Here is a 26,884-nt window from a genome sequence, read left to right as displayed (position 1 = left end):
TCCCGTCACCCGCCCTCAGGACACCGTGTGCAGCATCAGCCGCGGCGGCGTGCGCTTGTTGCTGAGCGCGCTGCCCCGGCCGGACAGGCTGGGGTTGGTCATGAAGTAATTATGGGCACTGAACGCATCGGGGCCAGCCTTGATGCGATGGTACACGCCATCGGGGCCCAGCTTCCAGGTGCTTGCGTCGTCCTTCATGTTGGCGACCATGATCTGGTCGAGCACCTGCTCGTGCACCGTCGGATTCTCGATGGGCACCAGCGTCTCGATGCGGCGGTCCAGATTGCGGGTCATCCAGTCGGCGGAGGAGATGAAGATCTTGGCCTGGTTGCTGGGCATGGGATGGCCGTTGCCGAAGCAGATGACGCGGCCATGCTCCAGGAAGCGGCCGACGATGCTGCGCACCCGGATGTTCTCCGACAGCCCCTTCACCCCCGGCCGCAGGCAGCAGATGCCACGGATGATCATGTCGATCTGCACGCCGGCCTGCGAGGCCTTGTACAGCTTGTCGATGATGACCGGATCGACCAGGGAGTTCAGCTTCACCCAGATCGACGCCGGCCGTCCGGCGGCGGCATGGGCGATCTCCGCCTCGATCAGGTCCGACAGCCGCTGGCGCAACGTGATCGGGGCGATGGCGATCTTCTCCAGCACCTTGGGCGTGGCATAGCCGGTCATGAAGTTGAACATGACGGCGGCGTCGTGGCACAGCGCCGGGTCGCAGGTGAAGAAGGACAGGTCGGTGTAGACCTTCGCCGTGATCGGGTGGTAGTTGCCGGTGCCGAAATGGACGTAGCTGCGCAGCGCCTTCTTCTCGCGCCGCACCACCAGCGACACCTTGGCGTGGGTCTTCAGATCGACGAAGCCGTAGACCACCTGGGCGCCGGCGCGCTCCAGATCGCGCGCCCAGCGGATGTTCGCCTCCTCGTCGAAGCGGGCCTTCAGCTCGACCAGAGCCGTGACCGACTTGCCGGCCTCCGCCGCCTCGATCAGCGCGGCGACGATGGGGCTGTCCTTGCTGGTGCGGTAGAGCGTCTGCTTGATGGCGACCACCTGCGGGTCGCGGGCCGCCTGCCGGATGAACTGCACCACCACGTCGAACGACTCATAGGGGTGGTGGACGACGATGTCCTTGTGGCGGATCGCCGCGAAGCAGTCGCCGCCGAAATCGCGGATCCGTTCCGGGAAACGGGCGTTGAAGGGGCGGAAGACCAGATCGGGCCGCTCGTCGACGATCAGCAGCTTGGTGTCGGTCAGGCCGATCAGCCCATCCAGGATGAAGACGTCGTCCGACGCGACGTTCAGCTCATGCCGCAGGAACTCGCGCAGGTCGGCGGCCATGCCGCTGTCGGTGGCGAGCCGGATGACGCTGCCGCGGCGGCGGCGCTTCAGCGCGCTTTCGAAGGTGCGGACCAGATCTTCCGCCTCTTCCTCGATTTCGATCTCGCTGTCGCGCAGCACGCGGAAGACGCCGTGCGCCTTGACCTGGAACGGAGGGAACAGGCGGTCGATGAACTGCATCACCACCTTTTCCAGCTGGATGAAGCGGATGTCCGAACCCGGCAGGCGCAGGAACCGCTCAAGCTGCGTCGGCAGCGGCACCAGCGCGTCGATGTGCCGGCCCTTGACCGGGTCGTGCAGCTGGAGCGCCAGTGAGAAGCCGAGGTTCGGCAGGAACGGGAAAGGGTGGGCCGGATCGACGGCGATGGGCGTCAGGATCGGGAAGATATCGTCCAGGAACTTGGCTTCCAGCCAGTCCAGTTCCCCTTCGCTGAGGTCGGCCGGATCGACGACCGAGATGCCGGCGCCACGCAGTTCGCCTTTCAGCGAACGCCATGTGGCCTGCTGGCTCTCCATCAGGGCGGCGATGCGCTGCTTCACGGCAGCCAGCTGCTGGGCCGGCGTCAGATTCTCAGGGCTGGGCGTCTTGACGCCGGCGGCCACCTGCCCTTTCAGGCCGGCGACGCGGACCATGTAGAATTCATCGAGGTTGCTGGCGGAGATCGACAGGAAGCGCAGCCGCTCCAGAAGCGGGTGATTCGCGTTGGCCGCCTCGTCCAGGACGCGCTGGTTGAAGGCCAGCCACGAAAGCTCCCGATTGATGAAGCGTTCCGGGGCGTTTGGCTCGATACCGACCGAATCGAGTTCCTGGAGATGCGTCACGTCGACCTCTGAAATCGTGAAATCCCGAACGCCGGCGCTTGGCTTTGAACCATGCCGACGACGGTTATATGGTGGGCAGACAGAGTATCCCATATGCGTTACGGTTTCAGGACTCCCATTTGGTTAAACACTGCGACCTCTTCCCGCCTCGCCGATCCCGCCACCAGCCCCCTTGCCCCTCCCCTGCCGGCAGATTTCCGCCATGAAGACGCTGTTCCTGCTGCGCCATGCCAAATCCTCCTGGGACGATCCGTCGCTGGGCGACCACGAGCGCCCGTTGAACGCCCGTGGAGAGAAGGCGGCCACCCTGGTCGGCGCCTATCTGGCCAAGCATCACGCGCACATCGACCTCGTGCTCTGTTCGACCGCCGTGCGGGCCGTGGAAACGCGCAAGCGGGTGATGACGGCGATGGGTACGCCCTATCCGCCGGTGGAGCATGAACGCGGCCTGTATCTGTGCGGCGCACACACGCTGCTGGAACGGCTGCGCGACGCCCCCGATTCCGCGACCGGCCTGATGCTGGTGGCGCACAATCCCGACCTGCACGAACTGGCGAACGCCCTGACCGGCAGCGGCGACCATGGCCTCCGCCACGACCTGGCCGACAAATTCCCGACCGGCGCCTGCGCCGTTCTGGTCTTCGAGACACTGCATTGGGTCGACCTGGAGATGGGCGCCGGCCGGCTGGCGGATTTTGTGCAGCCGCGTAAACTCTCTTAACCTGCGGCGGCGGTTGGAGTATCCACGGATCCACCTGATACGCTCCAGGCCAGTTCGGCCGCAAGGCCGCGCCCCGGCCGGATTCGGGAGGAAGCCGACCCTTGACCCCCGTCAGCCCACCCACGGCACCACCCAGCAACCCCCAGCCCGGCCCCGACGCGCAGCCGGCCGCCTCGACGTTCCGCGAGGTGGAGTTGAAGCTGCATGCGGCGACGGCGGATCTGGCGCGGGTGGCGGCGCTGCCGGGGCTGCTGGCGATTGCCGACGGCCCGGCGGTGAGCCAAAGGCTGCGAACCGCCTATTTCGACACGCCCGACTTCAAGCTCGCCGCCAACGGGGTCGCGTTGCGGGTGCGGCAGGAGGGCGACCGCTTCGTCCAGACCCTGAAAACCGTCAACAGCGCCAGCCCCGGCGATTCGGCCGCCGTTGCCGTGCGGCGGGAATGGGAGTGGGTCGTCGCCGGAGAGGCGGTCGATGTTGGCGTGCTGACGGATCCCAGCGTTGTCGGGCTGGTGCCGTCGGCGGCGCTCGATGCGCTGGACTGCCTGTTCATCACCGACTTCCGGCGCACCACCCTGCTGCTGCGCCCCGATCCGCTGACCGCGGTCGAACTGGCCGTCGATGACGGCGGCGTCTATGCCGGCGGCAACTCCCTGCCGATCAGCGAAGTGGAACTGGAGCTGAAGGCCGGCAAGGTCGCCAGCCTGTTCGATTTGGCGCTGATGCTGCAATCCGCCATTCCCATGCGCATCGGCACCGAAAGCAAGGCGGAGACCGGCCTGCGGATGGTCACTGGCAGGGCGCCGGGACCGGTGGAAGCCGAACCGCTCGGCCTGTCGCCGTTGACCACGGTCGCGGAGGCTTATCGCCACATCCTGCGTCAGGCGCTGCGCCAGTTCCTGGCCAATGAATCCTGTGCGCTGGCCGGCGGCGACGTGGAGGGGTTGCACCGCATGCGCGTGGCGCTGCGCCGGCTGCGCACCGCCCACCGCCTCTTCGCTCCGCTGATCGCCGCGCCGGAAGCCGACCGGCTGGTCGAGGAAAGCCGGGGGCTCGCCAAGCGGCTGGGACCGGCGCGCGGCTGGGACGTGCTGATGTCCGGCGTCCTCGCTCCTCTCCTTGCCGATCCGAAGGCGGCCCAGGGCATCGACCGGACGGCATTGGAGCGGCTGGAGTCGCTGGCCCGCTCCGCCGGGGCCGGTCCGGCGCGCGAAGCGATGGCGGCGATTCTGGCGCCCGGCTGCACCACCACCGTTCTCGGCCTCGCCGCGTGGCTGGAGCATGGCCGCTGGATGTCGGAGGCGGACGGCGACCGGCGGGCCATGCTGTCGGCGCCGGTCACCACGCTTGCCGGCGGCTGGCTGTCCGCGCGCATGGCGAAGCTCGGCAAGCCGGCGAAGCCGCCGGAGGATGCCAAGGGGCGCGACAAGCTGCGCCGGCGGCTGCGCACGCTGCGCTATACCGCCGATTTCTTCCGGGGACTTTATCCTGAGGCGGCCACCCTGCCCTTCTTCGCGGCGCTGGAACAGTTGCAGGCGGCGCTGGATGCCGATCAGGACGCCGTCACCAGCGCCCGCATGCTCGCATCGCTGACCGGCGCCGACCCGAAGACGGTCGGCGTGGTCGCCGCCTGGATCGAGCGCCAATCCGAAAAGCGGCGCAAGGCGCTGCCCGAGCTGTGGAAGCGGTTCCGCGCCGTTCCGCCCTTCTGGTCATGACCGACCCGCGCGGGGCGCCGGTGGCAATACCGCGCCTGGCGCATATATCGTCAGCCGACCGGCGGCGGGGGCCATTTCCACTGGGCCATTTCCTCTGCCGGCCGATTTTCGTCATGCGTCGCGGCGCCTTGCCGCTTTCCATCCGGAAAAGCTTCGGGTAAAAGAACACTCCATGAACAAATACATCAGCGTCCGCGGCGCGCGGGAACATAACCTGAAGAACGTCGATGTGGATCTGCCGCGCGACGAGCTGATCGTCATCACCGGCCTGTCCGGATCGGGCAAGTCGTCGCTTGCCTTCGACACGATCTATGCCGAGGGGCAGCGGCGCTATGTGGAGAGCCTGTCGGCCTACGCGCGCCAGTTCCTTGAGCTGATGCAGAAGCCGGACGTCGATTCCATCGAGGGCCTGTCGCCGGCCATCTCCATCGAACAGAAGACGACCTCCAAGAATCCGCGCTCGACCGTCGGCACGGTGACGGAGATCTACGACTACATGCGCCTGCTCTGGGCGCGCGTCGGCATCCCCTATTCGCCGGCCACCGGCCTGCCCATCGAAAGCCAGACGGTCAGCCAGATGGTCGACCGCATCATGGCGATGCCCGAAGGCACGCGGCTGCTGCTGCTGGCGCCCTTCGTCCGCGGCCGCAAGGGCGAGTACAAGAAGGAAATCCAGGACCTGCGCAAGCGCGGCTTCCAGCGCGTGCGGGTCGACGGCACCATGTACGAGATCGACGAGGTACCGGCGCTCAACAAGAAGCTCAAGCACGACATCGAGGTGGTGGTCGACCGCATCGTTGTCCGCGAAGGGCTGGGCAACCGTCTGGCCGATTCGCTGGAGACCGCGCTGGGGCTGGCCGACGGCATCGTCTGGGTCGAGAATGCCGAGACCAACGAGCAGACCGTCTTCTCGCAGAAATTCGCCTGTCCGGTCAGCGGCTTCACCATTCCGGAGATCGAGCCCCGGCTGTTCTCCTTCAACAACCCGTTCGGTGCCTGCCCGGCCTGCGACGGGCTGGGCAGCAAGATCTATTTCGACCCAATGCTGGTGGTTCCGGACGAGCGGCTGACCCTCGCCAAGGGCGCCATCGCGCCATGGGCCGGTTCGACCTCCAAATATTACGACCAGACGCTGGAGAGCATCTGCGAGCATTTCGATGCATCGATGACGACGCCCTGGCAGGATCTGCCGGAGAAGGTGCGCAAGACCATCCTGTTCGGCTCGGACGGGTCGGCCATCACCATGACCTATGACGACGGCCTGCGGCGCTACCAGACCAACAAGGCGTTCGAGGGCATCGTCAACAATCTGGAGCGGCGTTTCCGCGAAACCGACAGCGCCTGGACGCGTGACGAGCTGTCGAAGTACCAGTCCTCCCAGCCCTGCGAGGTCTGCAAGGGCGCCCGCCTGAAGCCGGAGGCGCTTGCGGTCAAGATCCGCGGGCGCAACATCTCCGAGGCGGCGGAGCTGTCCATCGCCGGCGCCGGTGCCTGGTTCAGCGAGCTGAACGAGCATCTGCGCCCGAAAGACCGCGAGATCGCCTACCGCATCCTCAAGGAGATCAACGAGCGCCTCGGATTCCTCAATGCCGTGGGGCTTGAGTACCTGACGCTCAGCCGCGGATCCGGCACGCTCTCGGGCGGCGAAAGCCAGCGGATCAGGCTCGCCTCGCAGATCGGTTCCGGCCTGACCGGCGTGCTGTATGTGCTGGACGAACCGTCCATCGGCCTGCACCAGCGCGACAACGACCGGCTGCTGGAAACCCTCAAGCGCCTGCGTGACATCGGCAACACCGTCGTCGTCGTCGAGCATGACGAAGATGCGATCCGCAGCGCCGACTATCTGGTCGACATGGGTCCCGGTGCCGGCCAGCATGGCGGCTCCGTCATTGCGCAGGGAACGCCGGAGGAGGTTCAGAAGAACCCCAACAGCATCACTGCCCAGTATCTGAACGGCACCCGCTTCGTCCCGGTGCCCGACACCCGCCGGCCCGGCCACCCCGGCCAGTTCCTGGAGGTGCAGGGTGCGCGCGCCAACAACCTGCAGAACGTCTCGACCAGGATCCCGCTGGGCACCTTCACCTGCGTGACCGGCGTGTCCGGCGGCGGCAAGTCCACGCTGATCATCGAGACGCTGTACAAGGCGGTCGCGCGCAAGCTGGTGGGCGCCCGCGAGCATCCGGCCGAACATGACGCGGTGCTGGGCCTGGAGCATCTGGACAAGGTCATCGACATCGACCAGTCGCCGATCGGCCGCACCCCGCGCTCCAACCCGGCGACCTACACCGGCGCCTTCACGCCGATGCGCGACTGGTTCGCCGGCCTGCCGGAGGCGAAGGCGCGCGGCTATGGTCCCGGCCGCTTCTCGTTCAACGTCAAGGGCGGGCGCTGCGAGGCGTGCCAGGGCGACGGCGTCATCAAGATCGAGATGCACTTCCTGCCCGACGTCTATGTCACCTGCGACGTCTGCCACGGCAAGCGCTACAACCGCGAGACGCTGGAAGTCACCTACCGCGACAAGACCATCGCCGATGTGCTGGACATGACGGTCGAGGAGGGCAAGGAGTTCTTCAAGGCGGTTCCCGGCATCCGTGACAAGCTGGACACGCTGGAACGCGTCGGCCTCGGCTACATCCACATCGGGCAGGCGGCGACCACCCTGTCGGGCGGCGAGGCGCAGCGCGTCAAGCTGTCCAAGGAACTGAGCCGCCGCGCCACCGGCCGCACGCTGTACATCCTCGACGAACCGACCACCGGCCTGCATTTCGCCGATGTCGAAAAGCTGATGGAGGTGCTGCATGCGCTGGTCGACCAGGGCAACACGGTGCTGGTGATCGAACACAATCTGGAGGTCATCAAGACCGCCGACTGGATCATCGACCTGGGGCCGGAGGGCGGCACCGGCGGCGGCGAGATCGTCGCCGAAGGCACGCCGGAGGATGTCGCGAAGGTGGAGCGCAGCTACACCGGCCGCTATCTCGCCCCCTACCTAAAGGCGAAGCCGGCGGTGCGGAAATCGGCAACCCGAAAGAGGGCGTGAACAAACGCAAGCTGAGCCTTGTTCTTCCAGGCAGAATTCGCACTGCATGGGAGACGAGAGGCATGAGCAAGACGCTTCTGACCGGTATGGGGGCCGCCCTTGGTGCGGCCCTACTGCTGGCGGCCTGCGGGTCCGACAAATCCACCACCAGCACGACGACCACGACGACCACCACCCCCAGCTACGGCTCGACCACCGTGACGCCGGCCCCGACCGGTTCCACCACCGTCGAACGCAGCACGACGACGAAGAGCGAGTGAGCCACTGCTTGGTTGACGCCTGAGGCTCATTGTTCTGCCTGGATCGATGTTCTGACTGACTCCTGATCGACTTGCAGCCGGCCTTCCCCGTGGAGGCCGGCTGATCTGTGTCTGACGGCCGCCGTTTGAGGACTGTCGTTTTGGAAGCGGACAGCTTAGATTGCGCGTCAATCATCCGCAGTCTTCTGTTTGGAAAATCGCTTCTATGACCGACTCTCTTCGCCCCGTCCATGTCATCGGCGGCGGTCTCGCCGGCTCGGAAGCCGCGTGGCAGCTCGCCTCCCGCGGTGTGCCCGTCGTGCTGCACGAGATGCGGCCGGTCCGCAAGACCGAGGCCCATGATACCGACAAGCTGGCGGAACTGGTCTGCTCCAACTCCTTCCGGTCGGACGATGCCGAGTACAATGCGGTCGGGCTGCTGCATGAGGAAATGCGGCGCTGCGGCTCGCTGATCCTGCGCTGCGCCGACGCGCACAAGGTGCCGGCCGGTGGCGCGCTCGCCATGGACCGCGATGGTTTCGCCGACGCGGTGACGGAAGCCATCTCCACCCATCCGCTGATCACCATCCAGCGCGAGGAGGTCGCCGGCCTGCCGCCGGAGGAGTGGGACAGCGTCATCGTCGCCACCGGCCCCCTCACCTCCCCCGCCCTGGCCGAGGCGGTCCGCGCCCAGACCGGCGAGGAGTCGCTGGCCTTCTTCGACGCCATCGCGCCCATCGTCTATCTGGAGAGCGTCGACCTGTCGAAGGCATGGTTCCAGTCGCGCTACGACAAGCCCGGCCCCGGCGGCACCGGCAAGGACTATATCAACTGTGCCTTCGAGAAGGACGAGTACCGCGCCTTCATCGCCGCGCTGATCGAGGGCGAGAAGCTCGACTTCAAGGAGTGGGAGAAGAACACCCCTTACTTCGAAGGCTGCCTGCCGATCGAGGTGATGGCGGAACGCGGCGTCGACACCCTGCGCTACGGCCCGATGAAGCCGGTCGGCCTGACGAACCCGCACAGGCCGGAACGCCGCCCCTATGCGGTGGTCCAGCTGCGCCAGGACAATGCGCTTGGCACGCTGTACAACCTCGTCGGCTTCCAGACCAAGCTGCGCCACGCCGAACAGGCCCGCATCTTCCGCATGATCCCCGGCCTGGAGAATGCCGAGTTCGCCCGGCTGGGCGGCATGCACCGCAACACCTTCCTGAACAGTCCGCGCATCCTGGACGGCGCCCTGCGGCTGAAGTCGCTGCCCCGCATGCGCTTCGCCGGTCAGGTCACGGGCTGCGAAGGCTATGTGGAGAGCGCGGCTGTCGGCCTGCTCGCCGGCCGTTTCGCCGCCGCGGAGCGTCTGGGCCACGAGATCAGCGCGCCCCCGGTGACCACGGCGCTCGGCGCCATCCTCGGCCACATCACCGGCGGGGCGGAGGCGGAAACCTACCAGCCGATGAACGTCAATTTCGGCCTGTTCCCGCCGGTGGACGACAAGATCCGCGGCCGCGACCGCAAGCTGGCCTACACCCGCCGGGCGATGGCCGACCTTGACGGCTGGCTGAAGGGCTGACCGGCGGGTCTCTGCGGGTCTCCGTGCAGCGCGGGCGTCAGTAGCGCCCGCGCATCGCCGCCCAGCCCAGCCGAAGCTGACGGAACGGATTGGCCAACAGGACGCGCGGAGCGAACACGTCGTTGCCCTCGCGCGCGATCACGCCCAGATGCAGGTCGGCCAGCGTCGCCGGCAGCAGCGCCGGGATCGCCGCCTTCGGCAATTCGCGGCGCAGGGCGCGGGCCTCGGCCAGATGCTTGCGCGCCACATCGGCGATCTCGCCAACCACCGGCCGCAGTTCCGGCGTCGAGCGTCCGGCAAACAAGTCTTCGCTTTTGGCGCCATGGCGCTGCATCAGATCGTCCGGCAGGCGCAGACGGTGCTGACGTGCCAGGAACGGCACCGCACGCAGGATGCCGGACAGGGCATAGGCGATGCCGACATGGCGCCCGGCCGCCATCGCCGCCGCATCCCGCACCCCCAGAATCTCCAGCGCCAGCTGGACCAGCGGCGCCCCGGTCACCTCGGCATAGTTAACGAGACAGGCCAAGTCGGCCGGCGGCGTGTCGTCCAGATCGGCTTCCCGGGCGTCGATCAGCCGGTCGAACAGCGACCGGCTCAATGGCAGCCCGCGCGCCGCCTGTGCCAGAGGCTCCATCACCTCATGCCGGGGTACGGGTCCATCCTCATAGACGGCTTCGATGCCGTCGCGCCAGAATTGAAGTCTCATCTGGCCAAGGATTGGTTCACTGACCACCTCGCGCGTTTTCGCGATCTCGAGGTTGAAAGCGTAGAGCGCGAATGTTGCCTCACGCCTGTCGGCGGGGGTGAACAGACCTGCCAGAAAGTGGTCGTTGTCATATTTCCGAACCTCCCGTCCGCAATAGGACAGGTCGGTTGCAGCCTTCACCATGGGATGCCCGATTGGAAAAAGAGGGGAGGAGCGATGGAAGGACGGGCCAAAGCCTGTTGCTACGCCTATATGAAGCACACACGGTCGCACCGCCAGCCCCGACGCGCAGCAGGCAGGGATCCCATGACGGATTTCAACATCGCCCCGACGAAACCCCGCAAGACCGGTCCGGTCGCACGCAAGGACGAATCGGGAGAGAATTTTCCCGTCGCGTCCCGCCTGATACCGAAGCATCTGCGTCCGCATGTGATCGCCTTCTACCGCTTCGTGCGTTTGGCCGACGACATCGCCGACGATGCCGATCTCGAACCGGAGACCAAGCTGGCTTACCTGGAGGCGCTGGAACGGGCACTGACATCGGGCCAGGCCAAGCATGCCTATCTGAAGCCGGCCACCGATCTGCGGGAAAGCCTGCAGAAGACCGGCGTCAGCGACCGCCATGCCCGCCAGATCCTGCGCGCCTTCCGCCGCGATTCGGTCGGCGCCCGCTGCCACAGCTGGAGCGACCTGCTCCTCTACTGCCGCTTCTCGGCCAATCCGGTCGGCCGCTATTTGCTGGAACTGCATGGCGAGGGGGTGGCCGCCGGGCCGGCGTCCGACGCGCTCTGCTCCGCCCTGCAGGTGTTGAACCATCTCCAGGACGCGCGGGAGGACTGGACGCAGCTCGGACGCTGCTACATCCCGCTGGCCTGGTTCGACGAGGCCGGTATCAGCGTCGAGCGCCTTGTGGAGGGTGAGAGCGACGCCCGCATGCGCGCCATCTTCGATCAGGCGCTGGAGCATACCGACCGCCTGCTGGAACGCGCCGCCGCCCTGCCCGGCCTGATCCAGCATCGCGGCCTGCGGATGGAGGCGGCGGTGATCCTCAGCCTCGCCGAATCGCTGTCGCGACGCCTGAAGTCCCGCGACCCGATGAAGACGCGGGTGACGCTGGGTGCGCACCACAAGCTGGCCGCCGTGGCGCGGGGGCTGGCGCGGAGCTTCTCCGCCGCATAAACTCCGGGGCCACACGTCGCGACGTGCACCGTCAGGCACGTCACGACGTGCAATGCCCAGGATGTTACAGATGACCCCTCCGCCGCTGGAGACGGCCCCGCTGGAACCGGTATCCACGACGTCGCCGGACAAAAATGCGCCGGGCAGGAAGGCGCCCGATACGGCGACCTCCGTCACTGCCAAGTCGGGCAGCACCTTCTATTGGCCGATGCGCCTGCTGCCCGCCTCCAAGCGTGCGGCGATGTTCGCCATCTATGCCTTCTGCCGCCGGATCGACGACATTGCCGACGAGCCGGGCGAGCCTGCCGACAAGCGGGCCGCCCTCGACATCTGGCGGCGCGACATCCGCGACCTCTATGTCGGCGGTGCTCCCGGCGGTCCGCTGACCGCTGCGCTGAAAGGCGCCATCGAGCGCTACGGACTGCCGCGGTCCGAGCTTGAGGCGCTGATCGACGGCATGGCGATGGATGTCGCCGGCGAGGAAGCCGGCGGCATGCAGGCGCCCGACCTCGCCACCCTGCGGCTCTATTGCCGGCGCGTCGCCGGTGCCGTCGGCATGCTGGCGATCCGTGTTTTCGACCGCGCCGACCCGGCCACGGAGCGCTTCGCCCTGGCGCTGGGCGAGGCCCTGCAACTCACCAACATCCTGCGCGATCTGGCCGAGGATGCGGAACTGCGCCGGCTGTATCTGCCATGCGAACTGCTGCGGGCCGCCGGCATCCAAAGCGACGACCCGGACGAGGTTCTGGCCCACCCCGCTTTGCCCAAAGCCTGTGAGGCGCTGGCCGATCTTGCGGAAGCCCGCTTCGCCGAGGCGCGGGCCGCCATCGCCGGGCAGGCGCGCGGATCGCTGTGGGCGGCGACCGCGATGATGGTGCTGTACCACCGCCTGCTGAAGCGCCTCCGCGCCGCCGGCTGGCGCGACCTGAAGGCCCGTGTCCGCGTCGGTCGGCGGGAAAGCGCCTGGGTGGCGGTGCGCTGCATGCTCGGCATCCCTCCGGCCGGCTGATGAACGGCACCGGAACCGTCCATGTCGTCGGCGCCGGGCTTGCAGGGCTGGCTGCCGCCGTCCGGCTGGTGGAGGCGGGACGGCGCGTCGCTCTCTACGATCAGGCGCCGCAAGCCGGCGGACGCTGCCGAAGCTTCCATGACCCGACGCTCGGCCGGCTGATCGACAACGGCAACCATATGGTGCTCAGCGGCAACCGGGCTTTGCTCGACTATGCCCGGCGGACCGGCGGATCCCATGCGCTGGAGGAGCTGCGGCCGGCGGCGTTTCCCTTCCTCGATCTGCGCAGCGGGACTGCCTGGACCCTCCGTCCCGGTGGGCTATGGCTGTTCGACCCGGCCCGCCGGGTGCCGGGCAGCCGGCCGCTCGACTATCTTGCCGCCCTGCGCTGCCTGACGGCCGGGCGGGCGCAGTCCGTTGCCGACCGCCTCCCCCCCGGTGGAGCGCTGTTCGAGCCGCTGTGGCGCCCTCTGGCGGTGTCGGCGCTGAACGGGCCGATGGAGCGCATCTCGGCCCGCCTCTTCGGCGCGGTGCTGCGCGAGACGCTTCTGCGCGGCGAGGCAGCCTGCCGGCCGGTGCTGGCGCCGCGCGGCCTCTCCGCCGCCTTCGTCGAGCCGGCCCTGGCACGGCTGCGGGCGGCCGGTGCGGCGTTGCATCTCGGCGCCCGTGTCGATGGGGTGACCTTTGATCAGGACCGCGTGAGCGGATTTGTCGCCGCCGGCAGCGCCGTGACGCTCGGGCCGCTCGACAGCATGATCGTCGCTGCGCCGGCCTGGGTGGCGGAACGGCTGCTGCCGGGGCTGACCGTGCCGCCGCCGGGGCCGGCCATCGTCAATCTGCATTTCCAACTCGACGGGCCGGCGCAGCTGCCGGGCGGCCTGCCCTTCGCCGGGCTGGTCGGGGGAACCGCGGAATGGCTGTTCGCCCGTGACGACCTGCTGTCGGTCACCGTCAGCGACGCGGATGCGCTGGCCGACCTGCCGGCCGATGAGATCGCCGGCCGGCTGTGGGCGGAGATCGCCCCCCACCTGCGCCCGGCACCGCGACTCGGGTGCCCGATTCCGCCCGTCCGCGTGGTGAAGGAGCGGAGGGCGACCCCCGACCAGTCTCCCGAATCGGTGGCGCGCCGACCGGGAACGCGGACGCGCTGGAGCAACCTGACACTGGCCGGCGATTGGACGGAAACGGGACTTCCTGCCACCTTGGAGGCCGCCGTGCGCTCGGGAAACCGGGCGGCGGAGGCCACTTTGTCGAACGGAAATAACCCTATACGACGTTCGAGAGTGTTTCCGGCCTTCACAAGCTTCCGTCATCGGCCTATTTGGTCGGACGGAGGTGCCGTGCCCGCAAGGCCCGGCCCGGAAGGACAATCAAAGAAGAGAGGGTAAATCAAATGGCGTTCGAACTTCCGCCGCTTCCGTATGCGTACGACGCTCTGGCTCCGTATATCTCGCCGGAGACCCTGCACCTGCACCATGACAAGCACCACCAGACCTATGTCACCAACCTGAACAACCTGACCAAGGACACCCCGCTGGCCGACGCCAGCCTGGAGGAGGTCATCAAGGCCGCCGCCGGCGACGCGTCCAAGGTCGGCATCTTCAACAACGCCGCCCAGGTGTGGAACCACACCTTCTTCTGGCAGTGCCTGAAGAAGGACGGCGGCAAGATGCCGGCCGCCCTGGAGCAGCGCATCGTCGCCGACTTCGGCAGCGTCGAGAAGTTCAAGGAAGAGCTGACCCAGGCCGCCCTGACCCAGTTCGGCTCGGGCTGGGCTTGGCTGTACCTGGACGGCGGCAAGCTGAAGGTCGGCAAGACCGGCAACGCCGACACCCCGCTGGCCCACGGCCAGAAGCCGCTGTTCACCATCGACGTGTGGGAGCATGCCTATTACGTCGATTTCCAGAACCGCCGCGCCGATTTCGTGAAGGCGGTCATCGACAACCTCGCCAACTGGGACTTCGCCGCCGAGCAGCTGGCTGCGTAAGGTTTCCTGTCGAGGGATGAAAAAGCAAAGGCGCCCTTTCGGGCGCCTTTGTCGTTTCCGGTGAGGGTGTTCGGATTTATACCGGCAGCATCGCGGCAGCCACCCGCCGGCCTTCGGCCAACAGGACATTGTAGGTCCGGCACACCGCGCGGCTGTCCATCAGCTCCACCACGATGCCCTGCTCGCGCAGGGCCAAGCGCAGCGCTTTCGGGATCATGCGCATGGTGCCACCGGTGCCGAGCAGCAGGATCTCCACCTTCGGCTCCGCCGCCAGCACCGGCCCGAAATCTTCCACCGACAGGGAGGCGACATCGGTCGCCTCCCACGCCAGGGTGCGGTCGGGCAGGACGATCACCGCGCCGACGCGCCACTGGCCGGAAATGCAGAACTGTCCCGGACCGTAGCCGTCGATGACCTGACGGTCCGACGGGATCATCGGCATGATGTCGGCCATGCTGCCCTCTCCTTCCCCAAACGTCCGGCGTTACGGCGTGGTCGCCGGGGTGTTGCCCGCCGAAGCAGCATCGGCAGAACCGCGCCGCAGGCGGTTCTCGCCGAGGAACAGCAAGATGGGGGCGGCAATGAACACCGACGAGCTGGTCGCAAGGATAACGCCGAAGATCAGCACGATGCCGAAATCCTGCAGCGCCTCGCCGCCGAACAGCGCCAGCGGAATGATCGACAGCAGCGTACAGACCGAGGTGCCGACGGTGCGGTTCAGCGTCTCGTTGATCGACATGTCGATCAGGTCGCGCAGCGGCATCTTCTTGTAGATGCGCAGATTCTCGCGCATGCGGTCATAGACCACGACCTTGTCGTTCACCGAATAGCCCATGACGGTCAGGATCGCCGCCACCGCCGTCAGGTTGAACTGGATGTCGGTGATGGCATAGAAGCCGACGATCTTGGTGATGTCGAGGATCAGCGTCACCACCGCGCCGAAGCCGAACTGCCATTCGAAGCGGAACCAGATGTAGACCAGCATCGCCAGCATGGCGAGGCCCAGCGCCAGCATGCCGTTGGCGAACAGCTCGCCGCTGACTGACGCGCCGACGGCTTCGACGCGGCGGACCTGGGTGCCGGGGATCGACTGCGCCAGCGTGTTGCGCACCTTGTCGGCAGCGACCTGCTGGGCGGCGTCGTCGCCGGGCTGCCGTTCGAGACGGATCAGCACGTCCTGCGGCGACCCGAACTCCTGCAACGCCACCTGCCCCATTCCGAGGCCGGACAGCGTGTGGCGCAGCGAGGCGAAGTCGGCGGCCTGCGGCGTGCGGGCTTCGATGACGATGCCGCCACGGAAGTCGATGCCGTAATTCAGGCCGGGGTGGAAGAACAGGATGACGGACGCGATGGACAGGATCGCCGACACGACGAGGCCGGCGATGCGGCCATTCATGAAGGGGATCTTGGTGTTGTCGGGGACGAGGCGGAGATGGAACATCGGAAGACCTCTCAGACCGGCAACACGGCCGGACGCGTCCGGCGCAGCCACGTCACCATCATCAGGCGCACAAGCACCGTGGCGGTGAACATGGAGATGAGGATGCCGAAGGTGATGGTGACGGCGAAGCCCTTGATGGTGCCGGTGCCGAAGACGAACAGCAGCGCCATCTTGATGGCCGTCGTCAGGTTGCTGTCGACGATGGTGCTGTAGGCGCGGCTGAAGCCGGCTTCCATCGAGGCGAAGACCCCACGGCCTTTCTTCGTCTCCTCGCGGATACGCTCGTTGATCAGGATGTTGGCGTCGACCGCCAGCCCCAGCGACAGCAGCACGCCGGCGATGCCGGGCAGCGTCAGGGTGGCTTGCAGCAACGACAGCGCCGCGAGCGTCAGCACGAGGTTGATGAACAGCGCCGAGCAGGCGAAGGCGCCGAACAGCCCGTAGCAGGCGATCATATAGATGCAGACCATCACGAAGCCGACGACGACGGCGGTCAGGCCGGCGCGGATGGAATCGGCGCCCAGGTCGGGACCGACGGTCCGCTCCTCGATCACCTTCAGCGGGGCCGGCAGCGCGCCGGCGCGCAGCAGGACGGAGAGGTCGTTGGCGTTGGCGGCGGTGAAGTTGCCGCTGATCTGGCCGCGGCCGCCGGTGATCGGCTCGCGGATCACGGGTGCGCTGATGACCTTGTTGTCGAGCACGATGGCGAAGGGCCGGCCGACATTCTGCTTGGTCACCTCGGCGAACCGGTTGGCGCCGGCGGTGTTGAACTCGAAGTTCACCACCCATTCGCCGGTCTGCGGGTTGGTACCGGCCGACGCGTTCTGCAGCGTGGCGCCGTCGACCTCGACCTTCTTGCGGATGACGTATTTGGACTGGTAGCGGTCGCCCTCGGTCGACGGCAGGATCTCCGATCCCGGAGGGGCGCGGCCGGTGCTGGGATCGGCGTTCACGTCGACCAGACGGAAGGTCATCTTGGCGGTGGTGCCGAGCAGCCGCTTGATGCGGTCGGGATCCTCGACGCCGGGCAACTGGACCAGGATGCGGTCGTTGCCCTGGCGGGCGATGGTCGGCTCGTTCACGCCGGTCTCGTCGATGCGGCGGCGGACGATCTCGATCGACTGTTCGATTGCCTGGGTGGCGCGGTCGCGGAGCGCGACCTCGCTCAGCGCCACGGTCACCGTGCCGCCGTTGACGGTCACGTCGAGGTCCGGCTGCCCACCGCCCAGAGCCGTGCGGCCCACCGGGCTGGAGAGCTGGCGCAGGGCCTTCACGGCCTCCTCGGCCTGGGCCGGGTCGCGCAGCTGGACGGTCACGGCGCGCTCGCCGGCGTTCAGCGCGGTGTAGCCGACATTGGCGGTGCGCAGTTGCTGCCGCGCGCCGTCCACCAGACCTTCCACGCGGTCGCGGATGACGGTGGCCATGTCGACTTCAAGCAACAGATGCGATCCGCCGCGCAGGTCGAGACCCAGCGACACCCGGCTGTTGGCGTACCAGGACGGCAGCGCCGCCAGCGTGTCGCGGCCCATGAAGTTGGGCAGCATCAGGATGAACCCGGCGATGCAGGTCGCAAGGATCAGGTAAATCTTCCAGCGCGAAAAATAGAGCATGCGTCACTCGAATCCGATCAGACACCCGGTCCGGGCGACCGCAGCGCCCCGTCGACGGGGCGAGCGGCCGGGCCGGACGGGAAGCGCCTTCGGGCCGACCCGTGGAAGAGGGGCCCGGCTGCGGCTTACTTGCGGCCGAACAGCTTGCCGATCCCGCCGGCGGCGGTGGTGTCGGCCGGCTTGGCCTCGCCATCGACGGTCGGCGCGGCGTCGCCGCCGGACTTGCCAGCCGGCTCGGTCTTGGCGAGCACCAGATTGACGGTCGAGCGCAGGCAGCGCACGCGCACATTCTCCGCGATCTCGACGGTGATCTCGTCGTCGGTGCCGACCTTGGTGACGATGCCGATGATGCCGCCGCCGGTCACGACGCGGTCGCCGCGGCGGATGGCCGACAGCATCGCCTTATGCTCCTTCATCTTCTTCTGCTGCGGACGGATCAGCAGGAAGTAGAAGACGACGAAGATCAGGATCAGCGGCGCGAACTGGACGAGCATGTCACCGCCGCCGCCAGCCGGGGCCGCCGTCTGTGCATAAGCCGTCGAAACGAACATCTGGAAGCTCCTTACAGGTTTGGTCTCGGCACCGGATCGGCGTTCCGCCGGGACGCCGCGACTATAGCCGCCCATGACCGGGATGCAATGGTGATGCGCCACAATCCGCGGGCGCACCACGGCTTGTGTGCTTGCCTTGCTGTGTTACGGTGCGAAGGCGTCGGAAAGATGGCTGCGCGGGCACCCACTTTCCATGGAACATCCAGAAAAAATTCCCGGAAAATCATGTCGCAATCCATCGAAAAGTCCGGTGCCGATCAGGTGCTTTTCCCCTTGCTGACCCGCATCGCCGAGGCGCTGGAACGTCTCGCTCCGCCGCCGGACCGGCCGCTGGACTTCGGTGCGGCGGACGCCTTCGTCTGGCACCCCGATCCCGACCGTCTGGAAGGGGTTCCCGTGGTCAACCGCGTCGACATCATGCTTCTTCAGGGCATCGAGCGGCAGCGCGAAATCCTGCTGGACAACACCCGCCGCTTCGCCGCCGGCCTGCCGGCCAACAACGCCCTGCTGTGGGGTGCCCGCGGCACCGGCAAAAGCTCGCTGGTCAAGGCGGCCCATGCCGCCATCTGCACGGAGCGGCCGGGTGAACTGGCGCTGGTGGAAATCCACCGCGAGGACATCCCCACCCTGCCCCGCCTGCTGACCCGGCTGAAGGGCGAGGCTCGCCGCTTCATCCTGTTCTGCGACGACCTGTCCTTCGACCATGACGATGCCCATTACAAGTCGCTGAAGGCGGTGCTGGACGGCGGCATCGAGGGACGGCCGGACAATGTGGTGTTCTACGCCACCTCCAACCGCCGCCACCTGATGCCGCGCGACATGATCGAGAACGAGCGGTCGACCGCCATCAACCCGGCGGAAGCGGTGGAGGAGAAGGTGTCGCTGTCCGACCGCTTCGGTCTGTGGCTCGGCTTCCACAACTGCGACCAGGACACCTATTTCGCGATGATCGAGGGCTATGTCCGCCATTTCGGCCTGGAGATCCCGGAGGACCGGCTGCGCGCCGAGGCCGTGGAATGGTCGGTCACGCGCGGAAGCCGGTCGGGCCGGGTGGCCTGGCAGTTCATCCAGGACTTGGCTGGCCGCCTCGGGAAGCCCCTTCGCTGACCTTGCGGTCCATCTGGTCGCTCGGGTCGACGGCCTGGCTGCCCTTGCGCAGCTCGAAATGCAACTGGGGCGAGGACACGCCGCCGGTCTGGCCGACCCGGGCGATCACCTGCCCCCGCTTCACCGACGCACCGCGCTCCACCTCGATCTTGTCGAGGTGGGCGTAGGCGGTGATCCAGCCGTCGGAATGCTTCAGCAGCAGCAGGTTGCCGAAGCCGCGCAGCTCGTTGCCGGCATAGGCGACCACGCCATTGTCGGCGGCGACCACGGCGGTCCCCTTCGCGGCCGCAATGTTCAGCCCGTCATTGTGCAGGCCGTCCGGCTTCGGCCCGTAGCCGGAAATCAGCTTGCCCTTCACCGGCCACAGGAAACGGGCGCCGCCGCGCGGCGGCGGGGCGCCGACCTCGGCCTTCGGTTCCGGCTTCGGCGGTGCAGCGGCGGCAACCTCCTGCTGCGGAGCGGCGGCAGGCGGAGCGGCTGGTGCGGCAGGTGCCGGAATCGGCGTCGCCGCCGGCTTGCTGCCGGGCGGACGCAGCATGGTCGGCGCCTGGCCCGGCTGATAGGCGGTATCGCCGGTTGCCGCAGGGGGTGCCGCGGCCGGTTCCGGCGCGGCCCCGGGCTTGGACGGCGGCGGCAGCGGCGTGGCGGCGATGCTGCCGGAGGACATGGAGCCGGAGGAGGATGCGCCGGGCGGCGGAAGCTCGGCTGCCTGCACCGACCCGCGGCCGGCGGGGGAACCCTGCGGCGTCAGCGGCACGGCACCGCCGGAGGCGATCCCGGAAGCGACCATGGTCCCGCCGCTGTCATTGCTGCCCGGCAGGCGCAGGGGCTGGCCGACCTGCACCGCATAGGGCGGGGTCAGGTTGTTCAACCGGCTGAGTTCGCTGACGTCGACATTGTGCATCCGGGAGATGCTGTAGAGGCTGTCGCCCTTCTGCACGATGTATTGGCGCGAGGTCGGCAGGACCAGACGCTGACCGACCTCCAGCCGGTAGGGCGGAGCCAGCTTGTTCGCCTCGATCAGGTCGCGCAGCGGCACATTGTAGCGGCGCGACAGGCTGTAGGCGCTGTCGCCCTTCTGCACGCTGATGGCGCCGCCGGCCGAATCCGGCACCTCGGAAACCGTGGTGAAGGGGGCAAGCCCGCCCACCCGTTCGCAGGCGCCGAGCGCCAGGACGGCGGTGGACAGGACCAGGGCGGGCAGGACGCGCTTGGAAAATGCGGGTTTCATGCGGAACGGACCGATTGCGGCGGGTCGGACAGCAGCGGAACGAAACGGACGGGCCACAGGTCCTCCCGGATAAGGCCAGCTTCGGAGCGCCGGAAACGCACGACCTTCTGGTCGCGGTGATCGGTCCCCAACGGAATGACCAAGACACCACCAATGGCGAGTTGATCCGTCAAGTCTTTTGGCGGCTCCGGCCCACCGGCGGCTGTGACCAGTATACGGGCGAAGGGCGCCTGCTCGGGCCAGCCCCGCGTCCCGTCGCCGAGCCGCGTGGTGATGGTGCCGATGTCGAGCGCCCTAAACCGCTCCTCCGCTTCACGCAGAAGCGGCTTCAGCCGCTCGATGGTGAAGACCCGGCGGCAGAGCCGCGACAGCACCGCCGCCTGATAGCCGGAACCGGTGCCGACCTCCAGGACAAGATGTCGCGGGAGCAGCTCCAGCGCCTGGGTCATCAGGCCGACCACCAGCGGTTGGCTGATGGTCTGGCCCTGATCGATCGGCAGCGCCGTGTCCTCCCACGCCCGGTCCTGGAAGGCCTCCGGGACGAACAGCTCGCGCGGGATCCGCTCGATGGCCGCCAACACGTGCGTGTCGGTGACGCCGGCCCCGCGAAGGGCCATCAGCAAGCGGATCTTGCGCGGGTTGTATGTCACACGAAGGCCTGCCTCAACGTCTGCAACGTCGGCGTATGGGTGAGGTCGAGGTAGACGGGCGTCACCGAGATGCCGCCGTTGAAGACCACATGGATGTCGGTGTCGTCCGCCACGTCGGCTTCGCCGCGCAGCGTGCCGATCCAGATGTAGGGCTTGCCGCGCGGGTCGACACGCTCGAACAGCTCGTCGCCGATCTTGCGCTTGCCGTGGCGCACCACCTGGATGCCCGTCACCTCCGCGGCCGGGCGGGCCGGGAAGTTGACGTTCAGCAGCACGTTCTTCGGCCAGGCCACCGTCACCGCCTTGCGCACAACGTCGGCGCCATGGGCGGCGGCGGCGGACCAGTCGATCGGCTGGCCCGGCTCGTAATGCTGGCTCATGGCGATGGCCGGCACGTTCAGCAGGGTCGCCTCCATCGCCGCGGCGATGGTGCCGGAATAGGTCACGTCCTCGCCGATGTTGGAGCCCTGGTTGACGCCGGACAGCACCAGCGTCGGACGGGCGTCCTTCATCACATGGTTGACCGCCAGCAGCACGCAGTCGGTCGGCGTGCCGTCGACGGTGAAGCGGCGTTCGTCCAGCTTGCGCAGGCGCAGCGGCCGGTTGATGGTCAGCGAATGGCTGGCCGCCGACTGCTCCATCTCCGGCGCCACGACCCAGACGTCGTCGGACAGCTCGTGCGCGATGGCTTCCAGGACCTTCAACCCCTGGGCATGGATGCCGTCGTCGTTGGTGACGAGGATCCGGGTCCGGGACAGGTCGAGCGGCAGGTCGAACATCAGATGGAAATCCTCTCCACTCCGCGCATGTAGGGACGGAGCGCTTCAGGAACCAGGATCGAACCGTCGGGCTGCTGGTAATTCTCCAGAACCGCGATCAGGCAGCGCCCGACCGCCACACCCGATCCATTGAGGGTGTGCACGAATTGAGTTTGCTTCTCGCCCTTGGCCCGGCAACGGGCTTTCATCCGCCGGGCCTGGAAATCGCCGCAATTGGAAATGCTGGAGATCTCGCGGTAGGCGTTCTGGCCCGGCAGCCACACCTCGACGTCGTAGGTCTTGCGCGAGGAGAAGCCCATGTCGCCGGTGCACAGCACGATGGTGCGGTAAGGCAGGCCCAGCCGCTCCAGAATCGTCTCGGCGCAGCGGGTCATGCGCTGGTGCTCGTCCTCCGACTGTTCCGGCGCGGTGATGGCGACCATCTCCACCTTCCAGAACTGGTGCTGGCGGATCATGCCGCGCGTGTCGCGCCCGGCCGATCCGGCTTCCGCCCGGAAGCAGGGGGTCAGCGCGGTGTAGCGCAGCGGCAATTCCTCCGACCCCACGATCTGGTCGTTGACCAGATTGGTAAGCGGCACCTCGCTGGTCGGGATCAGGTAATGGTCGGACGAGGTGGTCTTGAACAGATCCTCCTCGAACTTCGGCAGCTGCCCGGTGCCGAACAGGGCATTGTCGCGCACCATCAGCGGCGGAGCGATCTCGGTGAAGCCGTGCTCCGACGTGTGGATGTCCAGCATGAAGTCGGCGAGCGCGCGCTCAAGACGGGCCAGCCCGCCCTTCAGCACGGTGAAGCGGGCGCCGGACATGCGGGCCGCCGCCTCGAAATCCATCAGGCCCAGCGCCTCGCCCAGCTCGTAATGCTGCTTGGGATTGGCGATGTCGGCCGGCGTGCCCCAGCGGCGGACCTCGACGTTGGCGGTCTCGTCGGGCCCGTCCGGCACGTCGTCGGCCGGGATGTTGGGGATGCCCGCCAGGATGGCGTCGAGTTCGGCGCCGAGCGCGCGTTCCTCCTCCTCCACCTGGGGCAGGCGGTCCTTCAGGGTCGCCATCTCGTCCAGGATCGGCTGGGCATCGCGGCCTTCGCGCTTGGCAAGGCCGACTTCCTTCGCCGCCTCGTTCCGGCGGGCCTGCATCTCCTGCATCTGGGTCTGCGCGGCGCGGCGGCGGCTGTCGAGGTCGAGCATGGAGGACGACATCGGCGCCAGTCCCCGGCGGCCAAGGCCGCGGTCGAAGGCTTCGGGATTCTCACGGATGGCGCGAAGGTCGTGCATGGCTCGAACAATCAACGAATTGTGTGGGGCACTGGTTATACGGCGCGACCCCGCCAAGGTCCAGTGCAAGGCCATCTCCGCACCTCTCCTGATAAGGATATGAAGAGCGGACTTGCCCAGGGGACTCCACGGGACTTGCGCGGACGGCATGGCGGCTGCGCCCCGGCAATGGTTGGAATGGGCAGGCACGGCAGGGCAATGTCGATGTTGCGCCGCAACCAGCGGCGCCAAGGATTGAAGCAGGAGTCTGGCGCGTGCGCGACGAGATCGAGACCGGTGGCGAGGCCCCCTATCTGCAGGCCGGAACGCCCGCCTATCGCCGTGCCAGCCGCATCCTGTTCGTCGCCGGCTTCTCCACCTTCGCCACGCTCTATTGCGTTCAGCCGCTGCTGCCCGACTTCGTGCGGGAGTTCGGGGTGACGCCGGCGGAATCGAGCCTGTCGCTCTCCCTGACCACCGGCATCCTGGCTGTGGCGCTGCTGGTGGCCGGCGCCATTTCCGACGGCATCGGCCGCAAGCCGGTGATGGTCGCGGCACTGCTCGGCGCCGGCATTCTCGGGATCGTCGGCGCGCTGATGCCGGGCTGGCACGGCTTCCTGGCGGTGCGGGCGTTGGAGGGGCTGGCGCTGAGCGGCCTGCCGGCGGTGGCGATGGCCTACGTCTCCGAAGAGGTCGATCCGAAATCAGCCGGCGTCGCCATGGGGCTCTATATCGGCGGGACCGCCATCGGCGGCATGTCGGGCCGGGTGCTGACCGCCGTTCTCACCGATCTCGGCAGCTGGCGGCTGGCGGTCGGGGTGGTCGGTGCGCTGGCGGTTGCCGCCGCCGTCACCGTCTGGTTCGCCCTGCCACCGTCGCGGCATTTCGTCCGCCGCGCCGCGGGGCTGCCGGCCCTGGTGCGGGCGTGGCGCGGACTTCTGACCGATCCGGCTCTGCTCGGGCTCTTCTCGCTCGGCTTCCTGCTGATGGGCGGCTTCGTCACCGTCTTCAACTATATCGGCTTCCGGCTGAGCGAACCGCCGTTCGAACTGCGCCCTGCCGTCGTCGGCGCGGTGTTCCTGGTCTACAGCTTCGGCGTCGTCAGTTCCCCACTGTTCGGCGGCTGGTCGGGCCGATTCGGGTCGAACCGCACGCTGGCGGCGGCGGTATCCCTGATGGTGGCCGGGCTGGCGCTGATGGAGATCGACGGCCTGTTCGTCATCGCCCTCGGCATCGCCCTGTTCACCTTCGCCTTCTTCGGCGCCCATTCCATCGTTTCGGCCTGGATCGGCCGGCGGGCGGCGGTGGCGCGCGGCCAAGCCTCCTCCATCTATCTGTTCTGTTATTATCTGGGCTCGACGCTCGCCGGGACGCTCGGTGGGCTGTTCTGGCACGGCTATGGCTGGACCGGGGTGGCCGCCTTCGTCGGTCTTCTGCTCACAGTCGCGGTGGGAGTGACAGTCGGCCTGCAACGCAGCCGCTGACAGCCGAGCTGCGGGTACAGCCGCCGAAGCGCGGCGAACGGTCGCGGCTGCGATTCGGCTTATTGCGCTGCGCCGGACGGCGCTTCACGGTGTGCGTGTCCATTCGGCGGGAGTGCGCGCGGTGAGCGATCTGACCGTATATCTGGAAAGCGATGCCCGCCGGCCGGAACTCCGCACCTCCGATGCGGCCCTCATCGCGGCTCATCTCGCCCATGTCGGTATTCTCTACGAGCGCTGGAACGCCGATAGGCCCCTCCCCGCCGATAGCGATGCGGATGCCGTGCTGCACGCCTATGCTGTCCCCATCGAGCGGCTGAAGCAGGCGCGCCGGTTCCTCACAGCGGATGTCGTCCGCGTCACTCCGCAGACGGACGGCATCGCCGCGCTGCGTGCCAAGTTCCTGGACGAACACACCCATGACGAGGACGAGGCCCGATTCTTCGTCGAGGGTGCCGGCGCCTTCTACATCCACCTGAAGGCCCGTGTCTTTCGCGTGGTGTGCGAGGCCGGCGACCTGCTGAGCATTCCCGCCGGCACGCCGCACTGGTTCGACATGGGGCCGAAGCCGTGCTTCACCACCATCCGTTTCTTCGGCCGCGCCGACGGTTGGGTGGCCACCCTGACCGGCGACGCCATCGCCGCGCGCTTCCCGCCCTTCGAGCCGGAAGCTGTGCGGGCGGCCTGAATCCGCCCTATTCCCGCCTCAAAAAATTCACTTGAATCACGGGCGGAAAAGCGTAAATCAATCGGCACGACGCACCCGCACGTGCCTATGGCCCTCTGTGGTTATGCTACGACGTACCGCGTCCTTTTTGGCAGAACCGACCATTCCAGTGGGTCGGTCCCGAGAGGGAGGTCAGTATGTACGCTGCCCACGGTGGGGCTGTGAGACGGTAGCCCTTTAGCCGGTAAACGACGCGCTGTTGCCTGGAGCTTCACAGCCCGGGGCCGCTGCTCGCACCGGCTTTTTCCGTCTTCCCCCTTCCCAAATCCGATCAATCGCCGATTCCGCTGCGCCACCCGCGCCCAGTCTTGTGCTGGCCGGTTCGTGACGCGGCCGGGGATCGCCGTCTGCTCACCGGACCGGCCTGCGCGCCGCCGTCCGGGGATAGGAGTGCGCCATGGGTTTCCTGCGTTCCCGTTCCGCCGTCACCCCGCTGCGCCGCGTCGGCCTGAACGACAGCAGCGCCGTTTCCCTGTCCACCGGCCGCCGCTCGACCGTGGCGCAGGCCGTCGCCCTGCACCGCCCGGAAGAGCCGATGCACTGCATCCGTCCCGGCGTGCTGGCCGACACCGCCGACAGCTTCCTGAAGGCATTCGCCGGCGCGACCGATGTGGTCGCCCGTGGCGGCGACGTGCTCTATGCCGTGAAGTGCAATCCCGAGCCTGCGGTGCTGCGCGCCCTGTGGGCCGGCGGCGTGCGCCATTTCGACGTCGCCTCCCCTGGTGAGATCCGCCTGATCCGCCAGATGTTCCCGGACGCCGTCCTGCATTACATGCACCCGGTCAAGGGCCGTCAGGCGATCCGCAACGCCTACCACCAGTATGGCGTCCGCGACTTCGTTCTCGACAGCCGGGAAGAGCTGGACAAGATCCTGGAGGAGACGGACGGCGCCGCCGACCTCGGCCTCGTCGTGCGGCTGTCGCTGCCGAAGGGCAACGCCGTCTACGACCTGTCCGGCAAGTTCGGCGCCGCCATCACCGATGCGGTTGAGCTGCTGCGCGCCGCCCGCGCGGCGGCGGCGAAGGTCGGGCTGTCGTTCCATGTCGGCTCGCAAATGCTCGACCCGTCGGCCTATGAGCGTGCCATCGCGCTGGCCGGCTATGTCATCGCCGAGAGCGGCGTCGACCTCGATGTTCTGGACGTCGGCGGCGGCTTCCCGGTGTCCTATCCGGGCGTCACCCCGCCGCCGCTCGGCGACTTCATGGCCGCCATCGCCCGCGGCATTGCCGCCATCGACCTGCCGCCGCAGTGCCGCCTGTGGTGCGAGCCCGGCCGCGCGCTGGTCGCCCCCGGCGTCTCGCTGGTCGTTCAGGTGGTGAAGCGGCGCGGCAGCGAGCTGTTCATCAACGACGGCGTCTATGGCGCGCTGTCGGATGCCGGCGTGCCCGGCTTCCGCTTCCCGGCGCGGCTGATCCGCCCGTTCGAGGCAATGACCGATGCCGGGGATGAGGCTTTCAGCTTCTACGGCCCGACCTGCGACAGCGCCGACAAGATGGCCGGCCCGTTCCACCTGCCGGCCGACGTGAAGGCCGGGGACTGGATCGAGCTGGGCCAGCTCGGCGCCTATGGCTCCTGCCTGCGCACGGCCTTCAACGGTTTCGACCAGGCGCGCGTCGTCGAGGTGTCGGACGCCCCGCTGCTCGCCACTCCCGGTTACGAGCTTCGCTCCTGCGCTGCCTGAAGGCGAAGCCGGTTTCTGTGGATAAAGCGTAAAGACATCCG

At 67.7% G+C, this 26,884-nt stretch carries 23 protein-coding genes; 13 read left to right on the top strand and 10 right to left on the bottom strand.

Annotation, left to right across the window (positions count from 1 at the left end; translation table 11 throughout):
* Positions 1–15: 15 nt before the first annotated feature.
* Positions 16–2,163, bottom strand: a complete 2,148-nt coding sequence (locus CRT60_RS28530; RefSeq protein WP_098739842.1) for an RNA degradosome polyphosphate kinase — start codon at positions 2,161–2,163, stop codon at positions 16–18.
* A gap of 202 nt (positions 2,164–2,365) precedes the next feature.
* Here CRT60_RS28530 and CRT60_RS28525 point away from each other — a divergent pair, with 202 nt between their 5' ends.
* From CRT60_RS28525 to trmFO, 5 genes are all read left to right on the top strand, one after another.
* Positions 2,366–2,884 (top strand): SixA phosphatase family protein, encoded by a 519-nt coding sequence (locus CRT60_RS28525; protein ID WP_098739841.1) that lies wholly within the window; start codon positions 2,366–2,368, stop codon positions 2,882–2,884.
* A gap of 101 nt (positions 2,885–2,985) precedes the next feature.
* Positions 2,986–4,602, top strand: a complete 1,617-nt coding sequence (locus tag CRT60_RS28520; protein ID WP_098739840.1) for a CYTH and CHAD domain-containing protein — start codon at positions 2,986–2,988, stop codon at positions 4,600–4,602.
* Between the two features lie 172 nt (positions 4,603–4,774).
* Positions 4,775–7,642, top strand: coding sequence for an excinuclease ABC subunit UvrA (uvrA, locus tag CRT60_RS28515; RefSeq protein ID WP_098739839.1), 2,868 nt, complete (start codon positions 4,775–4,777; stop codon positions 7,640–7,642).
* Between the two features lie 62 nt (positions 7,643–7,704).
* Complete coding sequence (locus tag CRT60_RS28510) at positions 7,705–7,902, top strand: hypothetical protein (protein ID WP_098739838.1); 198 nt, start codon at positions 7,705–7,707, stop codon at positions 7,900–7,902.
* 205 nt (positions 7,903–8,107) lie between these two features.
* On the top strand, positions 8,108–9,451 hold the full coding sequence (gene trmFO / locus CRT60_RS28505) for a methylenetetrahydrofolate--tRNA-(uracil(54)-C(5))-methyltransferase (FADH(2)-oxidizing) TrmFO (protein WP_098739837.1): 1,344 nt from the start codon (positions 8,108–8,110) through the stop codon (positions 9,449–9,451).
* Positions 9,452–9,488: 37 nt separating this feature from the next.
* Here trmFO and CRT60_RS28500 read toward each other — a convergent pair whose 3' ends face one another.
* Positions 9,489–10,343 (bottom strand): phytoene/squalene synthase family protein, encoded by an 855-nt coding sequence (locus CRT60_RS28500; protein WP_098739836.1) that lies wholly within the window; start codon positions 10,341–10,343, stop codon positions 9,489–9,491.
* A gap of 123 nt (positions 10,344–10,466) precedes the next feature.
* On the opposite strand from CRT60_RS28500, the gene CRT60_RS28495 reads away from it, so the two are divergent.
* The 4 genes from CRT60_RS28495 to CRT60_RS28480 all read left to right on the top strand — a co-directional run bounded on the left by CRT60_RS28495 (position 10,467) and on the right by CRT60_RS28480 (position 14,335).
* Complete coding sequence (locus CRT60_RS28495; RefSeq protein ID WP_098739835.1) at positions 10,467–11,339, top strand: squalene/phytoene synthase family protein; 873 nt, start codon at positions 10,467–10,469, stop codon at positions 11,337–11,339.
* Between the two features lie 70 nt (positions 11,340–11,409).
* Positions 11,410–12,348 carry a presqualene diphosphate synthase HpnD gene (gene hpnD / locus CRT60_RS28490; protein ID WP_098739834.1) on the top strand — a complete coding sequence of 313 codons (939 nt, stop codon included), beginning with the start codon at positions 11,410–11,412 and terminating at the stop codon, positions 12,346–12,348.
* Complete coding sequence (hpnE, locus tag CRT60_RS28485; protein WP_098739833.1) at positions 12,348–13,736, top strand: hydroxysqualene dehydroxylase HpnE; 1,389 nt, start codon at positions 12,348–12,350, stop codon at positions 13,734–13,736. Before hpnD ends, hpnE begins: the two co-directional genes overlap by 1 nt.
* A gap of 5 nt (positions 13,737–13,741) precedes the next feature.
* Positions 13,742–14,335: a superoxide dismutase gene (locus CRT60_RS28480; RefSeq protein WP_098739832.1), complete on the top strand. Its 594-nt coding sequence runs from the start codon at positions 13,742–13,744 to the stop codon at positions 14,333–14,335.
* Positions 14,336–14,411: 76 nt separating this feature from the next.
* Here CRT60_RS28480 and CRT60_RS28475 read toward each other — a convergent pair whose 3' ends face one another.
* From CRT60_RS28475 to yajC, 4 genes are all read right to left on the bottom strand, one after another.
* Entirely contained in the window at positions 14,412–14,789 is a 378-nt protein-coding gene (locus CRT60_RS28475; RefSeq protein ID WP_098739831.1) for an Mth938-like domain-containing protein, read from the bottom strand.
* A 30-nt stretch (positions 14,790–14,819) separates the two neighbouring features.
* Positions 14,820–15,776, bottom strand: coding sequence for a protein translocase subunit SecF (gene secF, locus CRT60_RS28470; RefSeq protein ID WP_098739830.1), 957 nt, complete (start codon positions 15,774–15,776; stop codon positions 14,820–14,822).
* Positions 15,777–15,787: 11 nt separating this feature from the next.
* Positions 15,788–17,386 carry a protein translocase subunit SecD gene (gene secD / locus CRT60_RS28465; RefSeq protein WP_098739829.1) on the bottom strand — a complete coding sequence of 533 codons (1,599 nt, stop codon included), beginning with the start codon at positions 17,384–17,386 and terminating at the stop codon, positions 15,788–15,790.
* A gap of 125 nt (positions 17,387–17,511) precedes the next feature.
* On the bottom strand, positions 17,512–17,937 hold the full coding sequence (yajC, locus tag CRT60_RS28460; RefSeq protein WP_098739828.1) for a preprotein translocase subunit YajC: 426 nt from the start codon (positions 17,935–17,937) through the stop codon (positions 17,512–17,514).
* Between the two features lie 225 nt (positions 17,938–18,162).
* Here yajC and CRT60_RS28455 point away from each other — a divergent pair, with 225 nt between their 5' ends.
* A complete protein-coding gene (locus tag CRT60_RS28455; protein WP_098739827.1) occupies positions 18,163–19,044 on the top strand; it encodes an ATP-binding protein in 882 nt (293 codons plus the stop codon).
* Here the strand turns inward: CRT60_RS28455 and CRT60_RS28450 are convergent.
* From CRT60_RS28450 to serS, 4 genes are read right to left on the bottom strand one after another with little or no spacing between them, the layout of a single operon-like run.
* Positions 19,001–20,275, bottom strand: coding sequence for a LysM peptidoglycan-binding domain-containing M23 family metallopeptidase (locus tag CRT60_RS28450; RefSeq protein WP_098739826.1), 1,275 nt, complete (start codon positions 20,273–20,275; stop codon positions 19,001–19,003). The genes CRT60_RS28455 and CRT60_RS28450 overlap by 44 nt on opposite strands.
* Positions 20,272–20,925, bottom strand: coding sequence for a protein-L-isoaspartate(D-aspartate) O-methyltransferase (locus CRT60_RS28445; RefSeq protein WP_098739825.1), 654 nt, complete (start codon positions 20,923–20,925; stop codon positions 20,272–20,274). The genes CRT60_RS28450 and CRT60_RS28445 overlap by 4 nt, the downstream gene beginning before the upstream one ends.
* Complete coding sequence (gene surE, locus CRT60_RS28440) at positions 20,922–21,704, bottom strand: 5'/3'-nucleotidase SurE (protein WP_098739824.1); 783 nt, start codon at positions 21,702–21,704, stop codon at positions 20,922–20,924. The genes CRT60_RS28445 and surE overlap by 4 nt, the downstream gene beginning before the upstream one ends.
* Positions 21,704–22,975, bottom strand: a complete 1,272-nt coding sequence (gene serS / locus CRT60_RS28435) for a serine--tRNA ligase (protein WP_098739823.1) — start codon at positions 22,973–22,975, stop codon at positions 21,704–21,706. The genes surE and serS overlap by 1 nt, the downstream gene beginning before the upstream one ends.
* 254 nt (positions 22,976–23,229) lie before the next feature.
* Between serS and CRT60_RS28430 the strand changes: the two genes are divergently transcribed.
* From CRT60_RS28430 to CRT60_RS28420, 3 genes are all read left to right on the top strand, one after another.
* Positions 23,230–24,438, top strand: a complete 1,209-nt coding sequence (locus CRT60_RS28430) for an MFS transporter (protein ID WP_098739822.1) — start codon at positions 23,230–23,232, stop codon at positions 24,436–24,438.
* Positions 24,439–24,559: 121 nt separating this feature from the next.
* Positions 24,560–25,123: a 1,2-dihydroxy-3-keto-5-methylthiopentene dioxygenase gene (locus CRT60_RS28425; protein WP_098739821.1), complete on the top strand. Its 564-nt coding sequence runs from the start codon at positions 24,560–24,562 to the stop codon at positions 25,121–25,123.
* Positions 25,124–25,559: 436 nt separating this feature from the next.
* Positions 25,560–26,843 carry a type III PLP-dependent enzyme gene (locus CRT60_RS28420; protein WP_098739820.1) on the top strand — a complete coding sequence of 428 codons (1,284 nt, stop codon included), beginning with the start codon at positions 25,560–25,562 and terminating at the stop codon, positions 26,841–26,843.
* Positions 26,844–26,884: the final 41 nt, after the last annotated feature.

Source organism: Azospirillum palustre (assembly GCF_002573965.1).
In the GTDB taxonomy this organism is placed as follows: Bacteria; Pseudomonadota; Alphaproteobacteria; order Azospirillales; family Azospirillaceae; genus Azospirillum; species Azospirillum palustre.
Note: the sequence above shows the minus strand (reverse complement) of the source record. Positions and strands in the feature narration are given on the sequence as shown.

Coding starts and splice junctions, on each gene's coding strand:
- CRT60_RS28525 (WP_098739841.1), top strand. CDS start 2,366: ATGAAGACGCTGTTCCTGCTGCGCCATGCCAAATCCTCCTGGGACGAT.
- uvrA (WP_098739839.1), top strand. CDS start 4,775: ATGAACAAATACATCAGCGTCCGCGGCGCGCGGGAACATAACCTGAAG.
- CRT60_RS28510 (WP_098739838.1), top strand. CDS start 7,705: ATGAGCAAGACGCTTCTGACCGGTATGGGGGCCGCCCTTGGTGCGGCC.
- trmFO (WP_098739837.1), top strand. CDS start 8,108: ATGACCGACTCTCTTCGCCCCGTCCATGTCATCGGCGGCGGTCTCGCC.
- CRT60_RS28500 (WP_098739836.1), bottom strand. CDS start 10,343: ATGGTGAAGGCTGCAACCGACCTGTCCTATTGCGGACGGGAGGTTCGG.
- CRT60_RS28495 (WP_098739835.1), top strand. CDS start 10,467: ATGACGGATTTCAACATCGCCCCGACGAAACCCCGCAAGACCGGTCCG.
- hpnD (WP_098739834.1), top strand. CDS start 11,410: ATGACCCCTCCGCCGCTGGAGACGGCCCCGCTGGAACCGGTATCCACG.
- hpnE (WP_098739833.1), top strand. CDS start 12,348: ATGAACGGCACCGGAACCGTCCATGTCGTCGGCGCCGGGCTTGCAGGG.
- CRT60_RS28480 (WP_098739832.1), top strand. CDS start 13,742: ATGGCGTTCGAACTTCCGCCGCTTCCGTATGCGTACGACGCTCTGGCT.
- CRT60_RS28475 (WP_098739831.1), bottom strand. CDS start 14,789: ATGGCCGACATCATGCCGATGATCCCGTCGGACCGTCAGGTCATCGAC.
- secF (WP_098739830.1), bottom strand. CDS start 15,776: ATGTTCCATCTCCGCCTCGTCCCCGACAACACCAAGATCCCCTTCATG.
- secD (WP_098739829.1), bottom strand. CDS start 17,386: ATGCTCTATTTTTCGCGCTGGAAGATTTACCTGATCCTTGCGACCTGC.
- yajC (WP_098739828.1), bottom strand. CDS start 17,937: ATGTTCGTTTCGACGGCTTATGCACAGACGGCGGCCCCGGCTGGCGGC.
- CRT60_RS28455 (WP_098739827.1), top strand. CDS start 18,163: ATGTCGCAATCCATCGAAAAGTCCGGTGCCGATCAGGTGCTTTTCCCC.
- CRT60_RS28450 (WP_098739826.1), bottom strand. CDS start 20,275: ATGAAACCCGCATTTTCCAAGCGCGTCCTGCCCGCCCTGGTCCTGTCC.
- surE (WP_098739824.1), bottom strand. CDS start 21,704: ATGTTCGACCTGCCGCTCGACCTGTCCCGGACCCGGATCCTCGTCACC.
- serS (WP_098739823.1), bottom strand. CDS start 22,975: ATGCACGACCTTCGCGCCATCCGTGAGAATCCCGAAGCCTTCGACCGC.
- CRT60_RS28420 (WP_098739820.1), top strand. CDS start 25,560: ATGGGTTTCCTGCGTTCCCGTTCCGCCGTCACCCCGCTGCGCCGCGTC.